The organism is Streptomyces sp. NPDC093591, assembly GCF_044764885.1.
Classification (GTDB): domain Bacteria; phylum Actinomycetota; class Actinomycetes; order Streptomycetales; family Streptomycetaceae; genus Streptomyces.
The window spans coordinates 1-25,590 of record NZ_JBIWIY010000035.1; the positions used below are offsets into that span (position 1 = coordinate 1).

14 protein-coding genes, 1 tRNA gene and 1 rRNA gene are annotated in these 25,590 nt (G+C 69.9%); 4 read left to right on the plus strand and 12 right to left on the minus strand.

Annotated features, from left to right (window positions below; all coding sequences use genetic code 11):
• Positions 1-265: 265 nt before the first annotated feature.
• The 3 genes from ACIREI_RS44805 to ACIREI_RS44815 all read left to right on the plus strand — a co-directional run bounded on the left by ACIREI_RS44805 (position 266) and on the right by ACIREI_RS44815 (position 7,080).
• Entirely contained in the window at positions 266-5,278 is a 5,013-nt protein-coding gene (locus ACIREI_RS44805) for an ATP-dependent helicase (protein ID WP_403346073.1), read from the plus strand.
• A gap of 99 nt (positions 5,279-5,377) precedes the next feature.
• Entirely contained in the window at positions 5,378-6,283 is a 906-nt protein-coding gene (locus tag ACIREI_RS44810) for an Fpg/Nei family DNA glycosylase (RefSeq protein ID WP_403346075.1), read from the plus strand.
• Positions 6,284-6,315: 32 nt separating this feature from the next.
• A complete protein-coding gene (locus ACIREI_RS44815; protein WP_403346077.1) occupies positions 6,316-7,080 on the plus strand; it encodes an SDR family NAD(P)-dependent oxidoreductase in 765 nt (254 codons plus the stop codon).
• Here the strand turns inward: ACIREI_RS44815 and ACIREI_RS44820 are convergent.
• The 9 genes from ACIREI_RS44820 to ACIREI_RS44860 all read right to left on the minus strand — a co-directional run bounded on the left by ACIREI_RS44820 (position 7,028) and on the right by ACIREI_RS44860 (position 21,387).
• A complete protein-coding gene (locus ACIREI_RS44820) occupies positions 7,028-7,306 on the minus strand; it encodes a hypothetical protein (RefSeq protein WP_403346078.1) in 279 nt (92 codons plus the stop codon). The genes ACIREI_RS44815 and ACIREI_RS44820 overlap by 53 nt on opposite strands.
• Before the next feature lie 279 nt (positions 7,307-7,585).
• On the minus strand, positions 7,586-7,966 hold the full coding sequence (locus ACIREI_RS44825) for a helix-turn-helix domain-containing protein (RefSeq protein ID WP_030046881.1): 381 nt from the start codon (positions 7,964-7,966) through the stop codon (positions 7,586-7,588).
• A 109-nt stretch (positions 7,967-8,075) separates the two neighbouring features.
• Positions 8,076-8,621, minus strand: coding sequence for a CinA family protein (locus ACIREI_RS44830; protein WP_403346080.1), 546 nt, complete (start codon positions 8,619-8,621; stop codon positions 8,076-8,078).
• Positions 8,618-9,400, minus strand: coding sequence for a CDP-diacylglycerol--glycerol-3-phosphate 3-phosphatidyltransferase (gene pgsA / locus ACIREI_RS44835; protein ID WP_403346081.1), 783 nt, complete (start codon positions 9,398-9,400; stop codon positions 8,618-8,620). Before pgsA ends, ACIREI_RS44830 begins: the two co-directional genes overlap by 4 nt.
• A complete protein-coding gene (gene rimO, locus ACIREI_RS44840; protein ID WP_403346083.1) occupies positions 9,397-10,878 on the minus strand; it encodes a 30S ribosomal protein S12 methylthiotransferase RimO in 1,482 nt (493 codons plus the stop codon). Before rimO ends, pgsA begins: the two co-directional genes overlap by 4 nt.
• 94 nt (positions 10,879-10,972) lie before the next feature.
• The gene (locus tag ACIREI_RS44845; protein ID WP_403346085.1) at positions 10,973-11,803 is read right to left on the minus strand and encodes a helix-turn-helix domain-containing protein; all 831 of its coding nucleotides are present in this window, start codon (positions 11,801-11,803) and stop codon (positions 10,973-10,975) included.
• Positions 11,804-12,084: 281 nt separating this feature from the next.
• Complete coding sequence (locus tag ACIREI_RS44850) at positions 12,085-14,826, minus strand: DNA translocase FtsK (protein ID WP_403346087.1); 2,742 nt, start codon at positions 14,824-14,826, stop codon at positions 12,085-12,087.
• 161 nt (positions 14,827-14,987) lie between these two features.
• Positions 14,988-15,668, minus strand: coding sequence for a two-component system response regulator (locus ACIREI_RS44855; protein WP_062700248.1), 681 nt, complete (start codon positions 15,666-15,668; stop codon positions 14,988-14,990).
• A 244-nt stretch (positions 15,669-15,912) separates the two neighbouring features.
• A complete protein-coding gene (locus ACIREI_RS44860; RefSeq protein WP_403346089.1) occupies positions 15,913-21,387 on the minus strand; it encodes a HAMP domain-containing protein in 5,475 nt (1,824 codons plus the stop codon).
• A 377-nt stretch (positions 21,388-21,764) separates the two neighbouring features.
• Here ACIREI_RS44860 and ACIREI_RS44865 point away from each other — a divergent pair, with 377 nt between their 5' ends.
• Complete coding sequence (locus ACIREI_RS44865; protein WP_403346091.1) at positions 21,765-24,515, plus strand: SpoIIE family protein phosphatase; 2,751 nt, start codon at positions 21,765-21,767, stop codon at positions 24,513-24,515.
• Between the two features lie 58 nt (positions 24,516-24,573).
• On the opposite strand, the gene ACIREI_RS44870 is transcribed toward ACIREI_RS44865, so the two are convergent.
• The 3 genes from ACIREI_RS44870 to rrf all read right to left on the minus strand — a co-directional run.
• Positions 24,574-24,649: transfer RNA gene (locus tag ACIREI_RS44870), tRNA-Thr, on the minus strand.
• A gap of 75 nt (positions 24,650-24,724) precedes the next feature.
• Complete coding sequence (locus tag ACIREI_RS44875; protein ID WP_403346093.1) at positions 24,725-25,387, minus strand: DegT/DnrJ/EryC1/StrS family aminotransferase; 663 nt, start codon at positions 25,385-25,387, stop codon at positions 24,725-24,727.
• Positions 25,388-25,500: 113 nt separating this feature from the next.
• Positions 25,501-25,590, minus strand: a 5S ribosomal RNA gene (gene rrf, locus ACIREI_RS44880); the annotation flags it as partial.

Consider the following 25,590-nt stretch of genomic DNA (forward strand, 5'->3'; position numbering starts at 1 on the left):
GGGGGGGGGGGCGGGGGGGGGGGGGGCCCCCCCCCCCCCCCCCCCCCCCACCCCACCCCCCCCCCCCCCCCCCCCCCCCCCCCCCCCCCCCCCCCCCCCCCCCCCCCCCCACGGCCCCGACCCACCCCCCACCCGCAGGCGCAACGCGAACCCCACCAGGGCCGCACAGGCCGCCGCAGGCATCCACGCGGCCCCCACCCACCCCACCCCGAAGGCATTCCCCCAGCTCAGTCCCATTGTCAGTGCCCGGGTGCAGGATGGACGCATGGTCAGCAACGCACACCGAGCCCTCACCGGCTTCTCCCCCGCGACCCGCGGCTGGTTCACGGGCGCCTTCTCCGCGCCCACCGCCGCCCAGGCAGGCGCGTGGCAGGCCATCCGCGAGGGCTCGGACGTGCTGGTGGTCGCCCCCACCGGCTCCGGCAAGACCCTGGCAGCGTTCCTCGCCGCCCTGGACCAGCTAGCCTCCACACCCCCACCCGCCGACCCCAAGAAGCGCTGCCGAGTCCTCTACGTCTCCCCCCTCAAGGCCCTGGCCGTCGACGTGGAGCGCAACCTCCGCAGCCCCCTGACCGGCATCCGCCAGGAATCCGTACGCCTGGGCCTGCCCGAGCCCGAAGTAAAGGTCGGCATCCGCTCGGGCGACACCCCCGCCGCAGAGCGCCGATCCCTGGCGACCCGCCCCCCGGACATCCTGATCACCACCCCGGAATCCCTCTTCCTGATGCTGACGTCAGCGACACGCGACGCCCTGACCGGCATCGAGACGGTGATCCTGGACGAGGTCCACGCGGTGGCGGGTACCAAGCGCGGCGCCCACCTCGCCCTGTCCTTGGAGCGCCTGGACGAGCTCCTCGCGAGGCCGGCCCGCCGCATCGGCCTCTCCGCGACCGTCCGCCCGGTCGATGAGGTGGCCCGCTACCTCTCCCCTCGCCGCAAGGTGGAGATCGTCCAGCCGAAGTCGGGCAAGGAGTTCGACCTCTCGGTCGTGGTCCCCGTCGAAGACCTCGCCGAACTCGGCGGCTCCCCGGTCGCCGACGGAGCGGACGGCGCAGGCGCAGAACGCCCCTCGATCTGGCCCCACGTCGAAGAACGCATCACCGACCTCGTCCAGGCCCACCGTTCCACGATCGTCTTCGCCAACTCCCGCCGCCTCGCGGAGCGCCTCTGCAACCGCCTCAACGAGATCGCCTACGAGCGGGCCACCGGCGAAACCCTGGACGAGCACCACGCCCCGGCCGAGCTCATGGGCGGCTCGGGCGCCGCCCAGGGCGCACCGCCCGTCATCGCCCGCGCCCACCACGGCTCGGTCTCCAAGGAACAGCGCGCCCTCGTCGAAGAGGACCTCAAAGCCGGCCGCCTCCCCGCAGTCGTAGCGACCTCCAGCCTCGAACTGGGCATCGACATGGGCGCCGTCGACCTCGTCGTCCAGGTCGAATCACCCCCCTCCGTCGCCTCCGGCCTCCAACGCGTGGGCCGCGCGGGCCACCAGGTCGGGGCGGTCTCCACCGGCGTGGTATTCCCTAAGTACCGCGGCGACCTCGTCCAGGCAGCCGTCGTCACCGAGCGGATGCGCACCGGGTCCATCGAGTCCCTCAAGGTCCCGGCCAACCCCTTGGACGTCCTCGCCCAGCAGCTGGTCGCCATGACGTCGATGGACACCTGGCAGTTCGACGACCTCCTCGCCGCCGTCCGCCGCGCCGCCCCCTTCGCGTCCCTCCCCGAATCCGCCTTCACGGCGGTCCTCGACATGCTCGCCGGCCGCTACCCGTCGGACGCCTTCGCGGAGCTTCGTCCACGTGTGGTCTGGGACCGCGTCGCCGGCACGATCACCGGCCGCCCCGGCGCACAGCGACTGGCCGTCACCTCCGGGGGCACGATCCCCGACCGCGGCCTCTTCGGGGTCTTCCTCGCCGGAGCCGACCCCAAGAAGGGCGGCGGCAGGGTCGGCGAGCTCGACGAGGAGATGGTGTACGAGTCCCGGGTGGGCGACGTCTTCACGCTCGGCACCAGCTCCTGGCGCATCGAGGACATCACCCGCGACCGTGTCCTGGTCTCCCCCGCCCCGGGCGTACCGGGCCGCCTCCCCTTCTGGAAGGGCGACCAGCTGGGCCGCCCGCTCGAGCTCGGCCGCGCGGTGGGCGCATTCCTGCGCGAGGTCGGCTCGCTGCCCAAGGAGGACGCCCGCCTCCGTCTCCTCACCGCAGGCCTGGACGCCTGGGCGGCCGACAACGTCCTGTCCTACCTGGACGAGCAGCGCGAGGCCTGTGGCCACGTCCCGGACGACCGCACGATCGTCGTCGAGCGCTTCCGCGACGAACTCGGCGACTGGCGGGTCGTCGTGCACTCCCCCTTCGGCGCCCAGGTCCACGCCCCCTGGGCACTCGCCCTCGGCGCGAAGCTCTCCGAGCGGTACGGCATGGACGCGCAGGTCATGCACGCCGACGACGGCATCGTGCTGCGCCTGCCCGACGCCGACCTCTTGGGCCTGGACCTCCTGGACCAGGAACCGACGAAGGCGGGCACGGAGTACGACGCCGACCAGGCGCCCGTCGGCGCGGCGGACGTCGTGTTCGACAAGGGCGACGTCGACCAGATCGTCACCGACCAGGTCGGCAGTTCGGCCCTGTTCGCGTCCCGCTTCCGTGAGTGCGCCGCCCGCGCCCTGCTGCTGCCGCGCCGCAACCCGGGCAAGCGCACTCCGCTGTGGCAGCAGCGCCAGCGCGCCGCCCAACTGCTCCAGGTGGCCAGCGAGTTCGGCTCCTTCCCCATCGTCCTGGAGGCGGTCCGCGAATGCCTGCAGGACGTCTTCGACGTCCCAGGGCTGACCGAGCTCATGGGCGACCTCGAGTCCCGCAAGGTACGCCTCGTCGAGGTCACCACCCCCGAGCCGTCCCCGTTCGCACGCTCTCTCCTCTTCGGCTACGTCGCCCAGTTCCTGTACGAGGGAGACTCCCCGCTCGCCGAGCGCCGTGCCGCCGCCCTGTCGCTGGACTCGCGGCTGCTGGCCGAGCTGCTCGGCCAGGCGGAGCTGCGCGAACTCCTCGACGCCGAGGTGCTGACCGAGCTGGAACGAGAACTCCAGTGGCTCACCGAGGACCGCCGCGTCAAGGACGTCGAAGGCGTCGCCGACGTCCTCCGCCTCCTCGGACCGCTCACCGAAGCCGAGTTGGCCGAGCGGGGTGCCGAGCCACACTGGGCCCACGAGTTGGCCGCCGCCCGCCGTGCCATCAAGGTCCGCATCGCGGGCACCGACCACTGGGCCGCGATCGAGGACGCGGGCCGCCTGCGCGACGCCCTCGGCACGGCCCTGCCGGTTGGTGTCCCCGAGGCCTTCACCGAGCCGGTCAAGGACCCGCTCGGCGACCTCCTCGCACGCCATGCCCGCACCCACGGCCCATTCACCTCGGCCACGGCTTCTGCCCGCTTCGGCCTGGGCGTGGCGGTCACAGAGGGCGCCCTCCAGCGGCTGGCGGCAAGCGGACGGGTCGTACAAGGCGAATTCCACCCGGCCGGCATCGGCCAGGAGTGGTGCGACGCGGCGGTGCTGCGCCGGCTGCGCCGCCGGTCCCTCGCCGCCCTGCGGCATGAACTGGAGCCGGTGCCACCGGCCGCGCTCGCGCAGTTCCTGCCCCAGTGGCAGCACATCGGCAAGGGCCACGGGCTGCGCGGCATCGACGGACTGGTCCGGGCCATCGAGCAGTTGCAGGGCGCGTCCGTGCCCGCGTCCGCCCTGGAGAAGCTCGTCCTGCCCTCGCGTGTAGCGAGCTACACCCCAGCGATGCTCGACGAACTCACCGCGGCCGGCGAGGTTGTCTGGGCCGGAGCCGGCTCGCTCCCCGGCAAGGACGGCTGGGTCTCCCTCTACATGGCGGACGCGGCCCCCCTGCTCCTGCCGCAGCCCCACCCCCTGGAGCTGACGGCACTGCACCAGTCCGTCCTCGACGCACTGTCCGGCGGCTACGGCCTGTTCTTCCGCCAGATCGCCGACCAGATCCGCGCCACCACCCACCCCGATGTCACTGACCCCCAACTCGCCGATGCCGTCTGGGATCTGGCCTGGTCGGGCCGCCTGACGAACGACACGCTCGCGCCCATGCGCTCCCTGCTGGGCTCTGGCCGCACCGCGGGCTCCACCGCCCACCGCGCCAAGCGCACGGTTCCGCGCGGCCGCTACGGCTCCCTCACGGCCTCCGCACGCCCCGCCTCCCGCACCGGCCCGCCGACCGTCGCCGGCCGCTGGTCCCTGCTCCCGGCGCACGAGCCCGACCTCACCGTCCGCGCCCACGCCCTGGCCCGCACCCTCCTCGACCGGCATGGCGTGGTGACCCGGGGAGCGGTCACCGCGGAGGGCGTCGAGGGCGGCTTCTCGGCGACGTACCGCATCCTGTCCGCCTTCGAGGACAGCGGCCAGGCACGCCGTGGCTACGTGGTCGAAGGGCTCGGCGCCGCCCAGTTCGCGATGGACGGCGCGGTCGACCGCCTCCGCGCGGTGGCCAACGCCCGCGACCGAGGCGACGGCCTGCCCGGCCCGGACACCCCCGCCACCAGCGGCGCCCCCGATGCCTTCGGCGCATCGGACACATACGGCACCCTCCACGGCTTCGGCACCAATGGCGCGGACAAGGGAAACAAGGCCACGGCCGATCAGGACAGCACCCCCATGTACGACGACGCCGACAGCACCCCGACCTACGACATCCCGGACCTCGACCACAACTTCCTGGACGCCCACCTGGGTCCCGGCGACTACGCCTCCCCCCGCGCCCCGGCCCCCCAGTCCAGCCCACGCACCTCCCAAGGCCCCACCTGGCACAACGGCGGCCCTCCATACAGCCCCGGCTCAGGCCCCGGCTTCTCCTCCCGCCGCCCCCGCCCCACGGCCGACACCCGAGCCGTCGTCCTCGCCGCCGCCGACCCGGCGAACGCGTACGGCGCCGCCCTCCCCTGGCCGGAGCCACCGACCGGCGCCGGCCACAAGCCAGGCCGCAAGGCGGGCTCCCTCGTAGTGCTCGTCGACGGAGAGCTGACCCTGTACATGGAGCGCGGCGGCAAGACACTGCTGGCCTGGCCCTCGTCCCCCGACACCGAACCCACAGACGACCCCCGCCTGCACACGGCAGCGGAGGCCCTCGCCGCAGCCGCCCGCGCGGGCTCCCTCGGCACGGTCACGGTGGAGCGCGTGAACGGCACATCGGCCCTGACCTCCCCCATAGGCACCCTCCTTGAAGGCGCAGGCTTCATCGCAACGCCCCGAGGCCTACGCCTACGCGCCTGAGCCAATCCCGCCGACGCCCCCCTCAGGCGCCACCCCCCACGCCTTGAGGGGGCCCGCACCGCGCCCCACCCCGCCTCCCGCCCATGCCACCCTGGACCCATGCCCGAAGGAGACACGGTCTGGCAGACCGCGAAGCGGCTGCATACGGCGCTCGCCGGCAAGACGCTGACCCGCAGCGACTTCCGGGTGCCGAAGTACGCCACGGTCGACCTCACGGGCCGCACGGTCCTGGACGTCACAGCACGCGGCAAACACCTCCTCACCCGCATCGAGGGCGGCATCACCGTGCACTCGCACCTCGGCATGGAAGGCTCCTGGAAGGTCTACGCCGACCAGCAGCGCTGGACCGGCGGCCCCGCCCACCAGATCCGCGTGATCCTCACCGCCGCCCCCGCACGCGCCACCACTCCCACCGTCGGCACCGCTCCCGAGGCCGACGTCCAGCCCGCCCGCACGGCCGTCGGCTACCGCCTCCCCGTCCTGGACCTCCTGCGCACCGCCGAAGAGCAGCGCGCCGTCGGCCACCTCGGCCCCGACCTGCTGGGCCCGGACTGGGACCCCGACCGTGCCCTCGCCAACCTCCTCACGGACCCCGCCCGGCCCCTCGGCGAGGCCCTGCTGGACCAGCGCAACCTCGCCGGCATCGGCAATGTCTACAAGAGCGAGCTCTGCTTCCTGCTCAACGTCACCCCCTGGCTCCCCGTAGGCGCCCTCCCCGCCGAACACACCGCCCAACTCCCGGTACTCGCCAAGAAGCTCCTGGAAGCCAACCGCGACCGCCCGATCCGCAGTACGACGGGCCGCCGCGGCCAGGACCTCTTCGTGTACGGCCGCGCCAACCGCCCCTGTCTGCGCTGCGATACCCCGATCCGCGCGGCCGACCAGGGTGACGGCTCCCGCGAGCGCCCCACCTACTGGTGCCCGAACTGCCAGGCGGGCCCGGCTCCGAGCACGACACCCGGCGCGGCCTCGTCACGCAGAACTCAGCATCGCCCCGCCAATTGACGCTCCGTCAGAAATGCTCGTACCGTCCCTTCATGGCCGTGAAGGCGTACGACCTCACCGGACGCACCGCATTCGTCACCGGCGCCGCCAGCGGCATCGGCCGGGCCACGGCCGTCCTGCTCGCCGAGGCCGGCGCCGCCGTGCACTGCGCCGACCGCGACACACAGGGCCTGCACGACACGGCGACCCTGATCAAGGCGAGCGGCGGCACCGCACACACCCACCATCTCGACGTCACCGACCGCGAACAGCTCCGCCGAGCCGTCGCCGCCTGCGAGCGGCTCGACGTGATGGCCGCGGTCGCCGGGATCATGCACAGCAGCCCGGTCCTGGAGACCCGCGACGAGGACCTCGACCGGGTACTGAACGTCAACTTCAAGGGAGTGCTGTACGCCTGCCAGGAGGCGGCCCGCGCGATGCTCGCGCAGCGCACGCAGGGCAGCATCATCACCATGGCCTCCGGCGCCGTCGACACCGGCGGTCCCGGCCTGCTCTGCTACGGCGCGGCCAAGGCAGCGGTCGTACAACTGACGAAGACGCTGGCGACGGAGATAGGCCCGCACGGCATCCGCGTCAACGCGGTCGCACCGGGCTGGATCCGCACCCCCATGACCGACCGCCACGACACAGCGGCGCAGGCACAGACCGAGGCGTTCATGGCCCGGCTCTCGCCGCTGGGCCGTGTCGGCGAACCGGAGGACGTAGCCCACGCCGTGCTGCACCTGGCGTCCGACGCCTCGGCCTTCACGACGGGGCAGATCCTGCGTCCGAACGGCGGTGTGGCGATGCCGTGGTAGCTCGCCCCGCCCGCCAGGCCTCTGCCCACCGCCGCGGGTCGACGGCCCCTGCCGCCCGCGCCTTCGGCACACAGTGCACCGGCAGCAGGCTCAGCCCCCACCCTCCGGCGGCAATGGCACCCTCCAGCACCCCCGCGTCCGGTGTCAGCGTGAGCCGCAGCACGGCCCACCACCACAGCGCCCCGAACCCGAGGGCCACCCCCCAGCGCGCTATCGGCCGTGCCATCCACCCACCTCCAGCCCGAGGCTAGGCCGCCCGTTCACCCGCCGGGAGGGCGCATCAAGGGCACACGGATGCAGCGCGGGCCAACGTCGTCACAGCGCGTCGCGCGCCGTCACACCCTCCACCATGACCGTCGGGCCACCCACCGGCAAACGGACCCGAAAGGGCCCGTACAGCACGAAACCCCGACCGCGCTGCCCCAGGTCTCCCTGGAGAAGCCCTGGCCGGGGCCTCACACAACATCCTCAGCGCGTGGTCAGCCCACGCGCACCGGCGTCACCGTCACGCGGCGACCACGTCCACTGCCTCGGAAGGCGCCTTGATGGTCACCCGTTCCGGTGGCACACCGGTCACCGACACGGAACCCAGCATCGGTCGCACCGATGCGGGCACAGGCTCGCTGGGGGTGGCCGCTGCAGACTGGGCCAGCTCGGCGAGGGCGAGTTCGTCGCTCACTTCCCGCATGAGCTCGGACATCCGTACGTCCAGCGCGTCGCAGATCGCGGCGAGCAGTTCGGAGGAAGCCTCCTTCTGCCCCCGCTCCACCTCGGAGAGATAGCCGAGTGAGACTCGGGCGGACGAGGAGACTTCGCGCAGAGTACGGCCCTGGCGCTGGCGCTGCCGACGCAGCACGTCACCCAGCAGGCGACGGAGCAGAATCATCGGTGGCTCCCTCCTCGGACCGCGTAGCCGCATCCTTCACGCCCCACCGTACCGCCTTGCGCCGCGGCCGTGCGGGGAGCGATGTCGTGTTCACTAAGGGCTGCAAACATCAAAACCCCCCGTTCCGTTCCGTATCCTGTGCCCGCTCATTCCCAGTGTGTTCGCTCGCAAGCTCCTTCAGGAGCAGTGCGAGTACGCTCCGTACACTCTCCATACGAATTTCCGCGCGGTCGCCGTTCAACCGCAGGGCCTCCACTTTTCCGCCACCGGCGGAACCGGAACCAGGCCCGACAGGTCCGTCCACGGCCACGAAAACCGTCCCTACGGGCTGTCCGTCCTGCATCTCGGGCCCCGCGACGCCGGTCGTCGCGATACCCCAGTCGGACCCCAGCGCCTTCCGCACGCCCGCCGCCATCTCGGCCGCAACCTGCGGATTCACCGCCCCGTATTGCTCCAGCAAGGTGGCGTCGACGTCGAGCAGCCGATGCTTCAGCTCGGTGGCGTAGGCAGTCACCGACCCCCGGAAGGCCTGCGAGGCCCCAGGGACGGCTGTGATCTCCGCCGCAACCAGTCCGCCGGTCAGCGACTCGGCGACAGCAAGCGTCTCACCCTTCACTGTGAGTAGTCGCACGACGTCGGCGGCCGAGGAACTCACGCTTCCGTCTCCTCCAACGCAGCCTTGCGCTCGGCAATTCCCTGCCTGCGCAGCACAATGGCTTGTCTCACATAGTCGAGTCCGGTCAGCACGGTCAGGACGACCGCCGCAGCCATCACCCAGAACCTCAGAGTGGCCAGCCACCCCGTCAGCGCCAGGATGTACATCCCGACGGCCACGCCCTGCGTGAGGGTCTTGAGCTTGCCGCCGCGGCTCGCGGGGATGACGCCGTACCGGATAACGATGAAACGCAGCAGCGTGATCCCGAGTTCCCGGCCGAGGATGATGCCCGTCACCCACCACGGCAGATCGCCGAGCGCGGACAGACAGATCAGCGCCGCGCCCATGATCGCCTTGTCGGCGATGGGATCGGCGATCTTCCCGAAGTCGGTGACGAGGTTGTACGTCCGCGCCAGATGACCGTCGAACAAGTCGGTGATCATGGCGATGGCGAAGGCCGCCCAGGCGAGCGAGCGCCAAGCCGGGTCGTAACCGCCGTCGGCCAGCATCAGCGCGACGAACGCGGGCACGAGGACCAGCCGGAGCATGGTCAGGAGGTTGGCGATGTTCCAGACGCTGGCCTGGTTGACGGCCGCGGCCGCGATCTTCCCGCCGCGCGCGGGCTTCGTACCGCCCGGGACACCGGCTTCCGCGCCGCCGGTCTTCGAGCCGACGGCCCTGTTCGAACCGGCGGCCTTGGACGAACCCACCGCACTGGCCTTGCCCGCCGCGCCCGTCTGCGAGGAGCCGCCCGCGGCCGACGCCGGAACTCCGGTCATCTGCCCGCCTCCTCACTACACGCGAGCGTGCCCTGCAGCGGCTCGGCCACCAGGTCGACACCTTCCGTACCGACCACCTTCGCCTCGACCATACGACCGATGCTCAGCCCTTCGCCGCTCGTGAGCAGCACCTGGCCGTCCGTCTCCGGCGCCTGGTGCGCTCCACGGCCGTACGCGCCCTCCGCGGAGTCCTCGGAGCCCATCGACTCGACGAGCACGTGCACCGTCTCCCCGACGCGCTCCTCGGCCCGCTGCGAGACAAGCTCCTCGGCCAGCCGGGAGACCCGGGCCAGCCGCTCGGCGACGACGTCCTCGTCGAGCTTGTTCTCGTACGTCGCCGCTTCCGTGCCCTCCTCGTCGGAGTAGCCGAAGACTCCGATGGCGTCCAGGCGCGCGCCGTTCAGGAAGCGCTCCAGCTCGGCCAGGTCGGCCTCGGTCTCGCCGGGGAAGCCGACGATGAAGTTGGAGCGCACGCCGGCCTGGGGGGCCTTGCTGCGGATCGTGTCGAGCAGTTCCAGGAACCGGTCGGTGTCCCCGAAGCGGCGCATCGCGCGCAGCACGTCGGGCGCGGAGTGCTGGAAGGACAGGTCGAAGTACGGGGCGATCTTCGGCGTGGAGGTCAGCACGTCGATGAGGCCGGGCCGCATCTCGGCCGGCTGGAGGTAGCTGACGCGGACACGCTCGATGCCGTCGACCTCCGCCAGCTCCGGCAGGAGGGACTCCAGCAGGCGGATGTCGCCCAGGTCCTTGCCGTAGGAGGTGTTGTTCTCGGAGACCAGCATGATCTCCTTGACGCCCTGCTCGGCGAGCCAGCGCGTCTCGTTCAGCACATCGCTCGGGCGGCGCGAGATGAAGGAGCCACGGAAGGACGGGATGGCGCAGAAGGAGCAGCGCCGGTCACAGCCGGAGGCGAGCTTCACCGAGGCGACCGGAGCACCGTCGAGACGGCGGCGCAGGGGCGCGCGCGGGCCGGAGGCCGGAGCGAGCCCTTCCGGAAGATCGACGGGCGCGTGCCCGGGCAGCGCGACCTCTGCCGCCGACTCCTGCCGCTCGGCCGGGCTGATCGGCAGCAGCTTGCGCCGGTCGCGCGGGGTGTGCGAGGCGTGGATGCCGCCGTTCAGGATGGTCTGCAGGCGGTCCGAGATGTTCGCGTAGTCGTCGAAGCCGAGCACGCCGTCGGCCTCGGGGAGGGCTTCGGCGAGTTCCTTGCCGTACCGCTCGGCCATGCAGCCGACCGCCACGACGGCCTGGGTTCTCCCATGGCCCTTGAGATCGTTGGCCTCCAGGAGTGCGTCGACAGAGTCCTTCTTGGCGGCGTCGACGAAGCCGCACGTGTTGACGACGGCGACATCCGCGTCCCCGGCGTCCTCCACGAGGTCCCAGCCGTCCGCCTCCAAGCGGCCTGCGAGCTCCTCCGAGTCCACCTCGTTACGGGCGCAGCCAAGAGTGACGAGTGCGACGGTACGGCGTTCAGGCATGGGCTCAAGACTACTTTGTCTCACTGACACCCCACGTCGACGGGGTTGGCCGATCTTGGCCAACCCCGTCCACAGCTCAACCCTTCGGCCGGACTTATCCGGCCTGCGGGTCGCCCTTCGTGTAAGCAAGGCGCTCCACGGCGCCCGGCTGCCAGTCGTCCTCGATCTTCTTGCCGTTGACGTAGAGGTCGATCGCGCCCGCGTCACCGAGGACCAGGTTGATCTTCTCGCTGTCCTGGAAGGTCTTGGAGTCGCCCTGCTTGAGGAGGCCGTCGAAGAGCAGCTTGCCGTTGTGGTCCTTGGCCGAGATCCAGCTCTTTCCGTCGGGGGCGCTGACCTGGACGGTCACCTTGTCCTGGGGGACGGCGGCGATGGCGCTGTCCGACGGCTTCGGGTCCTTGGGCTTGTCGGTCTTCGGCGTGGGCGTGATCTTGTCGGCCGTCGGCGTCGAGCCACCTTCGGCGACCGACGACCTGCCGCCGCCGTCCCCGCCCTTGAACGCCGTGAACCCGACGAACCCGATCACGGCGACGATCGCGGCGACCATGGCCGCGGTCCAGTTGGGCCCGCGCCGCTCGGGGCGGATGCGCTCCGCCTCGAACAGGGGGGCCGCCGGGGTCGGCGCCGGTCGTCCGCCGTGCGAGGCGTCGTACTGGGCGAGAAGCGGGACGGGATCGAGGTGAACGGCTTTGGCCAGGGTCCTGATGTGGCCTCGGGCATACACGTCGCCGCCGCAGGCAGCGAAGTTGTCCGCCTCGATGGCATGCACGATGGCGATGCGGACCCGGGTGGCGTTACTGACGTCGTCGACGGTCAGCCCTGCGTCGATGCGCGCCTGCCGGAGGGCATGGCCGATCGAGGAGCGGGCTTCCTCGGACACGTCTTCGAATGGACGCTCGTCTTCAGGGGAGTTGCCGATGGACACGGGGGCGCCTTTCGAGCGTTTAAGCCACCTGTGCTGGAGGTTCAGTCTATGGGGGGTACGAAAGGGTGGGGCAACCGGGCGGTAGGACTTTGTACGCCATCGGAATGGCCGGACACGCCGATGACGAGGTACGAGATTGTCGCGCTTCCCTCAACTTGACGTACGCCGAAGGGGAACGGTTGCTCAATGATCCCTTACGGGTGAGTCACAATCGAACATCGACTCATCACCCACCCGTTCGCAAGGCGACCGCAGTGTCCCGTTTCCGCCTCGGACTCCCTTTAAGCCTCCCCGCGGATCACGGCCAGCACGCCGTCCAGCTCATCAGGTTTCACAAGAACGTCACGAGCCTTGGACCCCTCGCTCGGACCGACGATGCCCCGTGACTCCATGAGGTCCATCAATCGTCCGGCCTTGGCGAACCCGACACGCAGCTTGCGCTGCAGCATGGACGTCGACCCGAACTGCGTGGACACCACCAGTTCGGCCGCCTGGCACAGCAGATCGAGGTCGTCGCCGATCTCCTCGTCGATTTCCTTCTTCTGCTTGGTGCCCACGGTGACGTCGTCACGGAAGACGGGCGCCATCTGATCCTTGCAGTGCTGGACGACCGCCGCGACCTCGTCCTCGGTCACGAACGCGCCCTGCATACGTGTGGGCTTGTTGGCGCCCATCGGCAGGAACAGCCCGTCACCCTTGCCGATCAGCTTCTCGGCACCGGGCTGGTCGAGGATGACGCGCGAGTCCGCGAGCGACGAGGTGGCGAAGGCCAGCCGTGAGGGCACGTTCGCCTTGATGAGGCCGGTGACGACGTCGACCGACGGCCGCTGGGTGGCGAGCACCAGGTGGATGCCTGCCGCGCGCGCGAGCTGCGTGATCCGCACGATCGCGTCCTCGACGTCGCGCGGGGCGACCATCATCAGGTCGGCGAGCTCGTCGACGATCACCAGCAGGTACGGGTACGGCTGGAGCTCGCGCTCGCTGCCCTCCGGCGCCTTCACCTTGCCGTTGCGGACGGCCTCGTTGAAGTCGTCGATGTGCCGGTAGCCGTACGCCGCGAGGTCGTCGTAGCGAAGGTCCATCTCCCGTACGACCCACTGGAGCGCCTCGGCGGCCCGCTTCGGGTTGGTGATGATCGGCGTGATCAGGTGCGGGATGCCCTCGTACGCGGTCAGCTCGACGCGCTTGGGGTCGACCAGGACCATGCGGACGTCCTCCGGGGTCGCCCGCATCATGATCGAAGTGATCAAGCAGTTAATGCACGACGACTTACCGGAACCGGTCGCACCGGCAACCAGCACATGCGGCATCTTCGCGATGTTGGCCATCACGTAGCCGCCCTCGACGTCCTTGCCGAGCGCCACCAGCATCGGGTGGTCGTCCTCGGCGGCGGCCGCGAGGCGCAGCACGTCACCGAGGTTGACCATCTCGCGGTCGGTGTTGGGAATCTCGATGCCGACCGCGGACTTGCCGGGGATCGGGCTGATGATCCGCACGTCCGGGCTGGCGACCGCGTACGCGATGTTCTTCGTCAGCGCGGTGATCCGCTCGACCTTCACGGCGGGCCCGAGCTCGACCTCGTAGCGCGTGACCGTCGGCCCCCGCGTGAAGCCGGTGACGCGGGCGTCCACCTTGAACTCGGTGAAGACGGTGGTGAGCGACTCGACGATGGCGTCGTTGGCGGCGCTGCGCGTCTTGCCGGGGCCGCCGCGCTCGAGCAGGTCGAGTGACGGGAGCGAGTACGTGATGTCACCGGACAGCTGGAGCTGTTCGGCGCGCGGAGGCAGGTCGCGGACGTCGTCGGGCGCGGCCTTGGTGAGGTCGGGCACCGCGGACTTGGTCAGGTCCGGAACCTCGCTCTTGGGGAGCTTCTCCTGCTTGGGGCGCGCGGCCGGGACGGGCGTCGGGACCGGGGTGGTCTCCGCGCGGTCGCCCACGCTCACGCCCTGGGTGAGGTCGGCGACGATCGGCGAGGGCGGCATCCCGTGCATGACGGCGCCGTCGAGCGCGGCAGCGGCTGCCGCTGCGACGTCCACAGCGTCCATGGGACGGTCCATCTCGGGCTGCGGCACCGCGGAGCGCCTCGGACGGCCGCGACGCCGCGAGAGGGCCTCCTGTTCGGCGCTGTCGGGGTCGTACGCCTCGGGGGCCGGAGTGCGCCTGCGGCCGCGCGCGGCCGGCAGCGCCTCGCGCCACTGGTCGTCGTAGCGCTGCTCGTCCTCGGTGTACTCGTCGTCCTCGTCGGGGTCGGGCAGGATCCCGAGCTTGACGCCCAACAGCCGCAGCCGCTGCGGGATGGCGTTCACCGGGGTGGCCGTGACGACCAGCAGCCCGAAGATGGTGAGCAGCACGAGCAGCGGTACGGCGAGGACCTCGCCCATGGTGTACGTCAGCGGAGTCGCCGCGCCCCAGCCGATGAGCCCGCCCGCGTCCCTTATGGCCTGCATGCCGTCGCTGCGGGCGGGCGAGCCGACCGCGATGTGGACCTGGCCGAGCACGCCGATGACGAGCGCGGACAGGCCGATGACGATACGGCCGTTGGCCTCGGGCTTCTCGGGGTGCCGGATGAACCGTACGGCGATGACCGCGAGCAGGATCGGCACGAGCAGGTCGAGCCGGCCGAACGCGCCGGTCACGATGATCTCGACGAGGTCGCCGACGGGGCCACGCAGATTGGACCAGGTACCGGCCGCGACGATCAGACCGAGCCCGAGGAGCAACAGCGCGATGCCGTCCTTGCGATGGGCGGGGTCGAGGTTCTTCGCACCCTGCCCTATGCCCCGGAACACGGCGCCGACCGCGTGCGCCAGCCCGAGCCAGACGGCGCGCACGAGCCGGTAGATGCCCCCGGTGGGATTCGGTGCCGGCTTGGGCGCGGGCGCGGCTTTCTTCGCCGCGGCCTTCTTGGCCGGCGCCTTCTTCGCGGGGGCTTTCTTGGCAGCGGCCTTCTTCGCCGGAGCCTTCGCGGAAGCGGCCGCCTTCTTCGCGGGCGGCTTCTTGGCTGCGGAGGGACGTGAGGCCATGGGTGTGAGATTACCGGTGGAGGAGACAGTGGACACGTGTGCCCACTGCTTCACCCGTTCGTGTCGCGCTTGTGGAGGCGGTGAACTGACGCCGGTTCACCGACCGGTAACGCGCAGGGCGGCTCTGCGCCGCTCGCCCGCCAACGCGCGCCACTCCGACGTCAGTTCTGCGAGGGCACTGAGGACGCGCTCCCGGTACCGGGCTCCAGCGCGTCGAGTGCCCGCCGCAGTCCCGTGAGTTTGCGTTCGAGATGAGCCGCGGTGGCCACCGCCGCCGCGTCCGCCGACTCGTCGTCAAGTTGCTTGGACAACGCCTCGGCCTGCTCCTCGACCGCGGCGAGCCGCGCCGACAGCTCGGCGAGCAGGCCCGCCGGCTCCTTCGCGTCCCCGCCCGCGGCCTTGCCGCCGCCCTCCAACTGGAGCCGCAGCAGTGCCGCCTGCTCACGCAGCTGGCAGTTCTTCATGTACAGCTCGACGAACACCGAGACCTTCGCCCGCAGCACCCACGGGTCGAACGGCTTGGAGATGTAGTCCACCGCACCCGCCGCGTAACCGCGGAAGGTGTGATGCGGGCCGTGGTTGATCGCGGTGAGGAAGATGATCGGGATGTCCCGGGTCCGTTCCCGCCGCTTGATGTGCGCCGCGGTTTCGAAACCGTCCATTCCCGGCATCTGGACGTCCAGCAGAATGACCGCGAAGTCGTCCGTCAGCAGTGCTTTGAGCGCTTCCTCCCCGGACGATGCCCGCACCAGGGTCTGATCGAGCGCAGAGAGGATCGCCTCCAGCGCAAGCAGATTCTCCGGCCGGTCATCGACCAGGAGGATCTTGGCCTTCTGCACCATGGCCCGCCCTCCTCGCCCCGGCAGTGCACCGGGCTCCGCCCCAGGGGACGACTCCCTTACGCCGCCCGCCCTCGTGCCGGTCATGGTAGCCGCACCCCGCCTGTCGCCACACCCTGTCACCGCGATGTCACTGTGCACGTAGCAGAAACGCGGCAGGGGACCAGAAGGTTCCCCCAATCCCGCACTTCTACACGGCTTCGAGCACACTGAGTCAGCAACTCCGTGTGAACACTGTTCGTTCCTGTCACTGTTCCCTCATCCACTGATCCATCACCGCCAGCAGATGATCGGGATCGACCGGCTTCGTCACGTAGTCGGAAGCGCCCGACTCGATCGCCTTCTCCCGGTCGCCCTTCATCGCCTTGGCGGTCAGCGCGATGATCGGGAGCCCGGCGAACTGCGGCATCCTGCGGATCGCCGTGGTCGTCGCGTACCCGTCCATCTCGGGCATCATGATGTCCATCAGAACGACCGCCACGTCGTCGTGCTGCTCCAGGACCTCGATGCCCTCACGACCGTTCTCGGCGTACAGCACGGACAGGCCGTGCTGCTCGAGGACGCTGGTCAGCGCGAAGACGTTGCGGATGTCGTCGTCGACGATCAGCACTTTCTCGCCGCCGAACCGGACGCCCCGGCGCGGCTGCGGCGCCGCCGTCTGCTCGGCCGCCGACCACTGCTCCTGCTGCACCGGCCGCTGTTCCAGCTCGGTCGCCGCCCTGCGGCGGCGCCTGAAGAGCGCGGCGGCGCCGTTCTGCGTCTCCCGGTACGACCTCACCTCGGCGGGCGTCTCGATCTCCACGTCGGCCAGCTCCGCCAGCTCGGCCGCCGACGCCACCAGGTCGCCGGCGTCGAGGGCCGGCAGCTGCTGCTGGTAGCCGTGCGGAGGCAGTTCGCTCGGGTGCAGCGGCAAATACAGCGTGAACGTCGAACCGCGTCCCGGCTCGCTCTGCGCGTGGATCTCCCCGCCCAGCAGCTGCGCGATCTCCCGCGAGATGGACAGTCCCAGCCCCGTACCGCCGTACTTGCGGCTGGTCGTGCCGTCCGCCTGCTTGAACGCCTCGAAGATCACCCGCATCTTGCTGGCCGCGATCCCGATACCGGTGTCGGTCACGGAGAACGCGATCAGCGGCGCGTCCGCCTCGGTCAGCGAACCTGCCTCCAGCAGCTGCTCCCGGATCTTCATCGGTACGTCCGCGCTGGCCGGCCGGATGACCAGCTCGACCGATCCGGAGTCGGTGAACTTCACCGCGTTGGACAGCAGGTTGCGCAGCACCTGCAGAAGCCGCTGCTCGTCGGTGTGCAGCGTGGCGGGCAGCTCCGGCGAGACCCGTACGGACAGGTCCAGGCCCTTCTCCGCGGTCAGCGGCCGGAAGGTGGCCTCCACGTAGTCGACGAGCTGCACGAGCGCGATACGCGTCGGGGAGACGTCCATCTTGCCCGCCTCGACCTTCGACAGGTCGAGGATGTCGTTGATCAGCTGGAGCAGGTCGGAGCCGGCGCCATGGATGGTCTCGGCGAACTCGACCTGCTTCGGCGAGAGGTTGCCCTCGGCGTTGTCGGCGAGCAGCTTGGCCAGGATCAGCAGCGAGTTGAGCGGCGTACGCAGCTCGTGCGACATGTTGGCGAGGAACTCGCTCTTGTAGCGCATGGAGACGGCGAGTTGCTCGGCGCGCTCCTCCAGGACCTGCCGCGCCTCCTCGATCTCGGTGTTCTTCACCTCGATGTCGCGGTTCTGCTGGGCCAGCAGCTCGGCCTTCTCCTCCAGTTCGGCGTTGGACGCCTGGAGGGCCTTCTGCCGGTTCTCCAACTCGGCCGAACGCTCACGCAGTTGCTCGGTCAGCTCCTGCGACTGCTTCAGCAGCACCTCGGTCTTGGTGTTGACGGAGATGGTGTTGACGCTGGTCGCGATCATCTCGGCGATCTGGTTGAGGAAGTCCTTCTGGATCTGCGTGAACGGCGTGAAGGACGCCAGCTCGATCACACCGAGCACCTTGCCCTCGAACAGCACCGGAAGGACGATCACCTGCGCGGGCGGGGCCTCGCCGAGCCCGGAGGAGATCTTCAGGTAGCCGCTGGGCGCGTTCTCCACCAGGATCGTGCGCTTCTCCTCGGCGGCCGTCCCGATGAGCGCCTCACCCGGCCGGAAGGACGTCGGCATGGAGCCCATCGAGTAGCCGTACGACCCGAGCATGCGCAGCTCGTACTGGTCCTCGGCCTCGGCGCTCATGTCCTTGCCGTCGAGGAGCGGCATCGCGACGAAGAACGCGCCGTGCTGCGCGGTCACCACCGGCGTCAGCTCGCTCATGATCAGCGAGGCCACGTCCTCCAGGTCGCGGCGGCCCTGCATGAGCGCGGAGATGCGGGCGAGGTTGCCCTTGAGCCAGTCCTGCTCCTTGTTGGCGATCGTGGTGTCGCGCAGGTTGGCGATCATCTTGTTGATGTAGTCCTGGAGTTCCTGGATCTCGCCGGACGCGTCGACGTCGATCTTCAGGTTCAGGTCGCCTCGGGTCACCGCGGTCGCCACGCGCGCGATGGCTCGCACCTGCCGAGTAAGGTTTCCTGCCATTTCGTTCACGGACTCGGTGAGGTCGCGCCAGGTTCCGTCGACGTCACGCACGCGTGCCTGGCCGCCGAGCTGTCCTTCGGTGCCCACCTCGCGGGCGACTCGGGTGACCTCCTCGGCGAAGGACGACAGCTGGTCGACCATCGTGTTGATCGTCGTCTTGAGCTCGAGGATCTCGCCGCGAGCGTCGATGTCGATCTTCTTGGTCAGGTCACCCTTGGCGATGGCGGTGGTGACCATGGCGATGTTGCGCACCTGACCGGTCAGGTTGGACGCCATGCCGTTCACGGAGTCGGTGAGGTCCTTCCACGTACCCGCCACACCCGGTACGTGCGCCTGGCCACCGAGGATGCCGTCCGTGCCCACCTCACGGGCCACCTTGGTGACCTGGTCCGCGAACGAACTCAGCGTCTTCACCATGGTGTTGAAGGTGTCGGCGAGCTGCTGGACTTCACCACGCGCCTCGATCGTCACCGTCCGCGTCAGGTCGCCGTTGGCGACGGCCGCCGCGACCTGGGAGATGTTCCGCACCTGCATGGTCAGGTTCTTGGCCATCAGGTTCACGTTGCCGCTGAGGTCCTTCCAGATGCCCGTGACACCCGGCACGTGCGCCTGGCCGCCCAGGATGCCCTCGGTGCCCACCTCACGGGCCACCCGGGTCACCTGCTCGGCGAAGGACGACAGCTGGTCGACCATCGTGTTGACGGTCGTGACGAGTTCGAGGATCTCGCCCTTCGCGTCCACGGTGATCTTCTTCGACAGGTCGCCCTTGGCGACCGCGGTCGTGACCTCGGCGATCTGACGCACCTGGATAGTCAGGTTGTTCGCCATGAAGTTCACGGACTGGGTGAGGTCCTTCCAGGTGCCGGAGACGCCCTGCACCTCGGCCTGACCGCCGAGCTGGCCCTCCGTGCCCACCTCGCGGGCGACCCTGGTGACCTCCTCCGCGAACGACGACAGCTGGTCCACCATCGTGTTCAGCGTGTTCTTGAGCTCCAGGATCTCGCCGCGCGCGTCCACGGTGATCTTCTGCGACAGGTCACCCCGGGCGACCGCCGTGGCGACCTGGGCGATGTTGCGCACCTGGGCGGTAAGGTTTCCCGCCATTCCGTTCACGGAGTCGGTCAGGTCCCGCCACACACCGGCGACGCCGGGCACCTGCGCCTGACCGCCGAGGCGGCCTTCGGTGCCCACCTCGCGGGCCACCCGGGTCACCTGGTCGGCGAATCCGGAGAGCTGGTCGACCATCGTGTTGATGGTGTTCTTCAGCTCCAGAATCTCGCCGCGCGCGTCGACGTCGATCTTCTGGGACAGGTCACCCTGGGCGACCGCAGTGGTCACCTGCGCGATGTTGCGCACCTGGGCCGTAAGGTTTCCTGCCATTCCGTTGACGGAGTCGGTGAGCTCCTTCCACGTACCGGCCACGCCCGGTACGACCGCCTGACCGCCCAGCCGGCCCTCCGTACCCACGTCCCGGGCCATGCGCGTCACCTGGTCGGCGAAGCTCGACAGCTGGTCCACCATCGTGTTCACGGTGTTCTTCAGCTGGAGCATCTCGCCGGAGACGTCGACGGTGACCTTCTGCGACAGATCACCGTTGGCGACCGCCGTCGTGACCTGGGCGATGTTCCTCACCTGTCCGGTGAGATTCCGGAACGCGGTGTTGACGGAGTCCGTCAGGTCCTTCCACGTACCCGCGGCCCCCGGCACCTGCGCCTGCCCGCCGAGCTCACCCTCGACACCGACCTCACGCGCGACACGCGTGACCTCGGAACCGAAGGACGACAGCTGATCGACCATGCCGTTGACGGTGTTCTTCAGCTCGAGCATCTCGCCGGCCACGTTGACCGTGACCTTCTGGGAGAGATCACCATTGGCCACAGCCGTTGTGACCGCGGCGATGTCCCTCACCTGAATGGTGAGATTCCGGAACACCGTGTTGACGGAGTCCGTCAGGTCCTTCCAGGTACCGGCCGCACCCGGCACATTCGCCTGGCCGCCGAGCTGCCCGGCCGCACCGACCTCGTTGGCCACGCGCGTGACCTCGTCCGCGAAGATCCGCAGCGTCTCGGTCATCTGGTTGATCGTGTCCGCGAGCTGAGCGACCTCGCCGCGTGCGGACACGGTCACCTTCTGCGACAGGTCACCGTTGGCGACCGCGGTCGTCACCTGTGCGATACCTCGCACCTGCGCGGTCAGGTTGCCGGCCATGAGGTTCACCGAATCGGTGAGGTCCTTCCACACGCCGGCCACACCCGGCACCTGCGCCTGCCCGCCGAGCTCACCCTCGGTGCCCACCTCGCGCGCGACTCGCGTCACCTCGGAGGAGAAGGACGACAGCTGGTCCACCATCGTGTTGACGGTGTTCTTGAGCTCCAGCATCTCGCCGGCCACATGAACGGTGACCTTCCGGGACAGGTCGCCCTTGGCGACCGCCGTGGTCACCAGCGCGATGTCCCTCACCTGGGCAGTCAGCCGGTACGCCATCGTGTTGACGGAGTCGGTGAGGTCCTTCCACGAGCCCGACATGCCACGCACGCGTGCCTGCCCGCCGAGCTTGCCCTCGGTGCCCACCTCGCTGGCCACGCGCGTGACCTCGTCGGTGAACGTCGACAGCTGATCGACAAGGTTGTTTACAGTCCGCCCGACCTTGAGGAACTCACCCCGCAGCGGGTGCCCGGTCCCGTCCGGCGCCTGCGTCCGCAGCTCCATGCGCGGCGACAGATCACCCTCGGCCACCGCGGACAGCACCCGGCCGACCTCGGAGACGGGCCGCACAAGGTCGTCGACCAGGGCGTTGGAGTTGTCGACGGCGGCCGCCCAGGAGCCCTCACAGGCGCCCGTCTCCAGCCGTTCCGTGAGCTTGCCCTCACGGCCCACCATGCGCCGCACCCGCGCCAACTCACCGGTCAGGTGGAGATTGCGGTCGGCCACGTCGTTGAAGACCGCCGCAATCTCCGACATCACGTCGTCCCCGGACACCGTGAGCCGCTTCCGGAAGTTCCCGTCGCGCATCGACACCAGGGCCGCCAGCAGCCGGTTCAGGGCAGCCGTGTCGACCGCGGTGGTCCCGTTGCGCGGCTTGCGCTCGTTCTTCAGGGACTGTCCGCCTTTCGCGCGCGTCTTAGTGCCCCGCGTCGCTGCGCCAGACTCCACTGTGTCCCTCCCGCAGGGGTCGACCGTTACTGCTGTGTTCGGGTTCTACCGCTCGGCGTACCCGTTACTGCTGGGCATTCCTGCCGGATATACCAGGCCACACCACGTGCTGCTGCCCGCAGAACGCGAATGACACTCAGCCTGCCCGGACCTTCACAAGAAGCTTGCCCAGTGTTTCACCCTGCCTGAACCCGGCCATAACAGTTCGGCAGCTTCGCACATCGTCCGCACACCGTCCGGACGGAAACACTGCAGACCGGCATCCGCATGGCCGTCGAAGGTAAGTAACCTTGCATGCGGCTGTCCAGCCGCGCCGGTCCGTCCGGCCTGGGCGGTGGCAGGAGGAGCACGAGCGGGCATCGGAGGGGCAGCCGGACATGACCACCGGACTGATCCCGGGGGGACCATCCCCGGACCGGCCGACGGGCGCGCACATGCCGCACCAGCGGCGCGACCCGGTCGGCCGCGGAGCCCTGCACGTCGACAACCGGACGAGGAGTTCTGTGATCACCGCGCGCGCGGCAGCAACCTTCGATCCCGTCGGGCGATCAGTCGCGAGCGCCCGCTCCTTCGTCCGCGACACACTCCAGGGGTGGGGCTTCGCCGACATCGTCGACGACGCCGTGGTCCTCACCAGCGAGCTGGTGACGAACGCCGTCGTCCACGCGGGCACGTCCGCGGACGTTCTGTGTCTGCGCAGTGACGACGGCGTACGGATCGAAGTGGCCGACCGGTACCCGGAGCGCGAGATCCCCCTCCAGGGCTCGCCCGTCAACATGGGCAGCCCCGACCGCGAGGGCGGCCGCGGCCTCCAGCTGTGCGCGGCCCTGGCCGCCTGCTGGGGCGTCGAGTACACGCCCACCCACAAGCAGGTCTGGTTCCAACTCGACCTCCCCGAACGCCCGGTGGGCACCCGCGCGGCCGGCCCGTCGCTGCCCGCCGACCTCCTCCCGCTCGCCGACGGCCGCGTCCGCGTCGCGGTGGTCCAGATCGACCGTACGGGCGCCATCTCGTCCTGGAACGAGGACGCGGAGGATCTCTTCGGCTATGCGGCCGAGCAGGTCACCGGCAAGCCGTTGACCGACCTCGCCGCCTGGCCGCACACACCGGGCACCAGTACCGGCATCGCGGAGGCGCTCCAACTCTCCCGCTGGGAAGGCAGCTACGGCATAAGGGGCGCCAACGGCCGCGTCACACCGGTGTACGCCTCCCACCTCCGTGTCCGTGACACGGACGGTGAACCTTCCACCGTCTGCCTCCTGGTCCGGGACCACGAACGCGCCGTCCTGCAGACCCCGTTGCGCGTGCCGGCCTCCGACACGTCCACCACCTCCGAGGGCCAGAGCACCGACCCCTTCGAGGTGTTCATCGGCTCCCCCGCCCCCGACGACCTCGACGGGCTCCTCCAGCGCACCGTGGAACGCGCCCGCGACATGCTCGACGGCGACTCCGCGTTCCTGCTCCTGGCGACCGACGACGAGACGGAGCTGGAGGTCCGCGCCTCGACCGGCCTGCCCTCCGCCCGCCAGCGCTTCGCGCGCGTGCCCGTCGAAGCGGGCCCCGGCCGCTATGGCTCGGCCCGCATGCCGGCGGTCCACGAGGACCTCACCATGGTCCCCGGCGCCGTGCCACTGCTGAACGGCACCGGCATGCGCTCGGTCGTCACGGTGCCCCTGAAGGTCGAGGGCCGCCTCACCGGCTCGCTCGGCGTCGCCGCCGAGGCCCCGGCCAGATACTCCAACGAGGAGGCACTGCGCCTGCAGTTCGCCGCCGACCGCATCGCGTTGGCGGTGGAGTCGGCCCGCCTGGGCGAACTCGAACGTCTGCGCCGAGGCTCACTCAGCTTCCTCGTGGAGGCATCCGACCTGCTCGCCGGCACCCTGGACCGCGACCAGACCCTGGCCCTGATGGCCCAGATGACGGTCCCGACCCTTGCCACCTGGTGCGCGGTCTACACGATCGCCGACCAGGCCTCGGAGCCGTACCTGTCCTACGTCCTGCACGAGGACGAGGAACTCATCGACGGCATTAAGTCGTTGCTGTCGAAGATCGCCCCACCGGACCCGGTCCCCACCCCCGGCGCCCGCGTGTGGTCGGCTCCCGCCGAGTCGGCCCACCAGGCGGCCTTGCGCACCTCCATGCGCAGCCTGGGACTGGGAGAGCCGGTCGGCCGCATCAGCGCGGGCATCGGCCCCACCCTGGCCACCGCGTCCGCAGTGGGCGGCGAGACGGTCGTCCTCCCGCTGGTGGCGCGCAACCGAGTCATCGGCATGTTGACGCTGGGCAAGCCGACGGACGAACACTTCCGCCAGGAAATCCTGGAACTGGCCGAGGACCTGAGCCGCCGAGCCGCCCTGGCTCTCGACAACGCCCGCCTCTACTCCGAGCGCACAGCCATCAGCCAGTCCCTCCAGCGCAGCCTCCTGCCTCCCGAGCTCCCCGAGATCGACGGCGTCGAGGTCGAGGTCATCTACCGCGCGGCCGGGGAGGGCAACGAGGTCGGGGGCGACTTCTACGACCTCTTCCCGATCAGCGACGGCGCCTACGGCTTCGCCATCGGCGACGTCTGCGGTACGGGCCCGAACGCCGCCGCGGTCACAGGCCTGGCCCGGCACGCACTCCGGCTCCTCGCCCGCGAGGGTCTCAGCGGCCCCGCGGTCCTGGAGCGCCTGAACTCCGCGATCCTCGACGAGGGAGCCCGCAGCCGCTTCCTGACGCTCCTCTACGGCGAGTTGAGGCCCCAGGAGGACGGCAGCGCGGAGCTGAAGGTGGTCTGCGCCGGCCACCCGCTCCCCCTCCGCCTGCGCCAGGACGGCACGGTAGAGCCGGCCGCCGAGCCGCAGCCGCTCCTCGGCGTCATGGAGGACCTGGAGCTCTACGAGCAGACGGTCACCCTCGACCCCGGCGACGTCCTCCTGTGCGTCACGGACGGCGTCACCGAACGCCGCGAAGGCAGCCGCATGCTGGGCGACGACGGCCTCACCGACGTACTCACCACCTGCACCGGGCTGACGGCGGGCGCGGTGGCGGCCCGCATCATGCGCGCGGTGGAACGCTTCGCTTCGGATGCCCCGTCCGACGACATGGCGATCCTCGCGATGCGTGTGCCGGGCATCCACAAGGACTGAGCCAAGGCGCAGGGAGGGCATGAGAAAGGCCCCGCCCGAATGGGCGGGGCCTTCTGTCTGGAGCCCCCAAACGGAATCGAACCGTTGACCTTCTCCTTACCATGGAGACGCTCTGCCGACTGAGCTATAGGGGCCTGTCGCCTTTTGCGAAGCTTCCCTCGCGGCAACGGAATAGATCATACCCCGAACACACCCGTGCTCCCAACTCGTCAGAAGGCGGGTTGGAGGAGTCCTCCGAGCGCGTTGCAGGCCGACACGATCCGGTGCATGTCCCGCTTCGTCAGAGAGGCGTCGACAGGCAGAGCCAACGTTTCATCAGCGGCCCGCTCGGTCTCCGGCAGAGACACACACCTACGGAACTCGGGCAGCCGATGCACGGGCGTCTTCACCGGCACCCGGCACTCAACTCCCCTGGCCCGCACTGCCCGAGCGAAGGCATCGCGATCCGGCCGCCCGTTCCCAGGTACCCGCACGACATATTGCTGGTAGGTGTGCCCGTCACCACCATCGGGCGTCTGCACACCCTTCAGCTTCGCATCCAGATACGAGGCCCGCTGCCGACGCTGAGCGATCTCGTCGTACGGAGCCTCGGACTCACCCTGCTCCAACACCAACAACCCGTGCCGCTGCCCGAGTTCGTGCAACCGCCCGATATCGGCCGACCGACCAAAGCGGTGTACGGCGACGACGGCCGCCGTCCGCGGGGTGACGACCACCTCGACAGCCATGGCGTCCAGGCAGTACGTCACCGGATCTATGTCGGCGAACACCGGCAACGCCCCGGCCAGAACCACAGCCTCGGCGACTTCGACGTTCCCGAAGGCCGGTACGACAACCTCGTCGCCGACTCCTATGCCGGCGGCCCTGAGCATTGCAGCAGTACCCATATGGGCGATGGTGGTTGCGGTACGTGAACTTCAGGTGACGCACAACAAAAAAGGGTTGGACCCGGAACCGAAGTTCCGGGTCCAACCCGTTAAAAGGAGTTCGGCGGCGTCCTACTCTCCCACAGGGTCCCCCCTGCAGTACCATCGGCGCTGTAAGGCTTAGCTTCCGGGTTCGGAATGTAACCGGG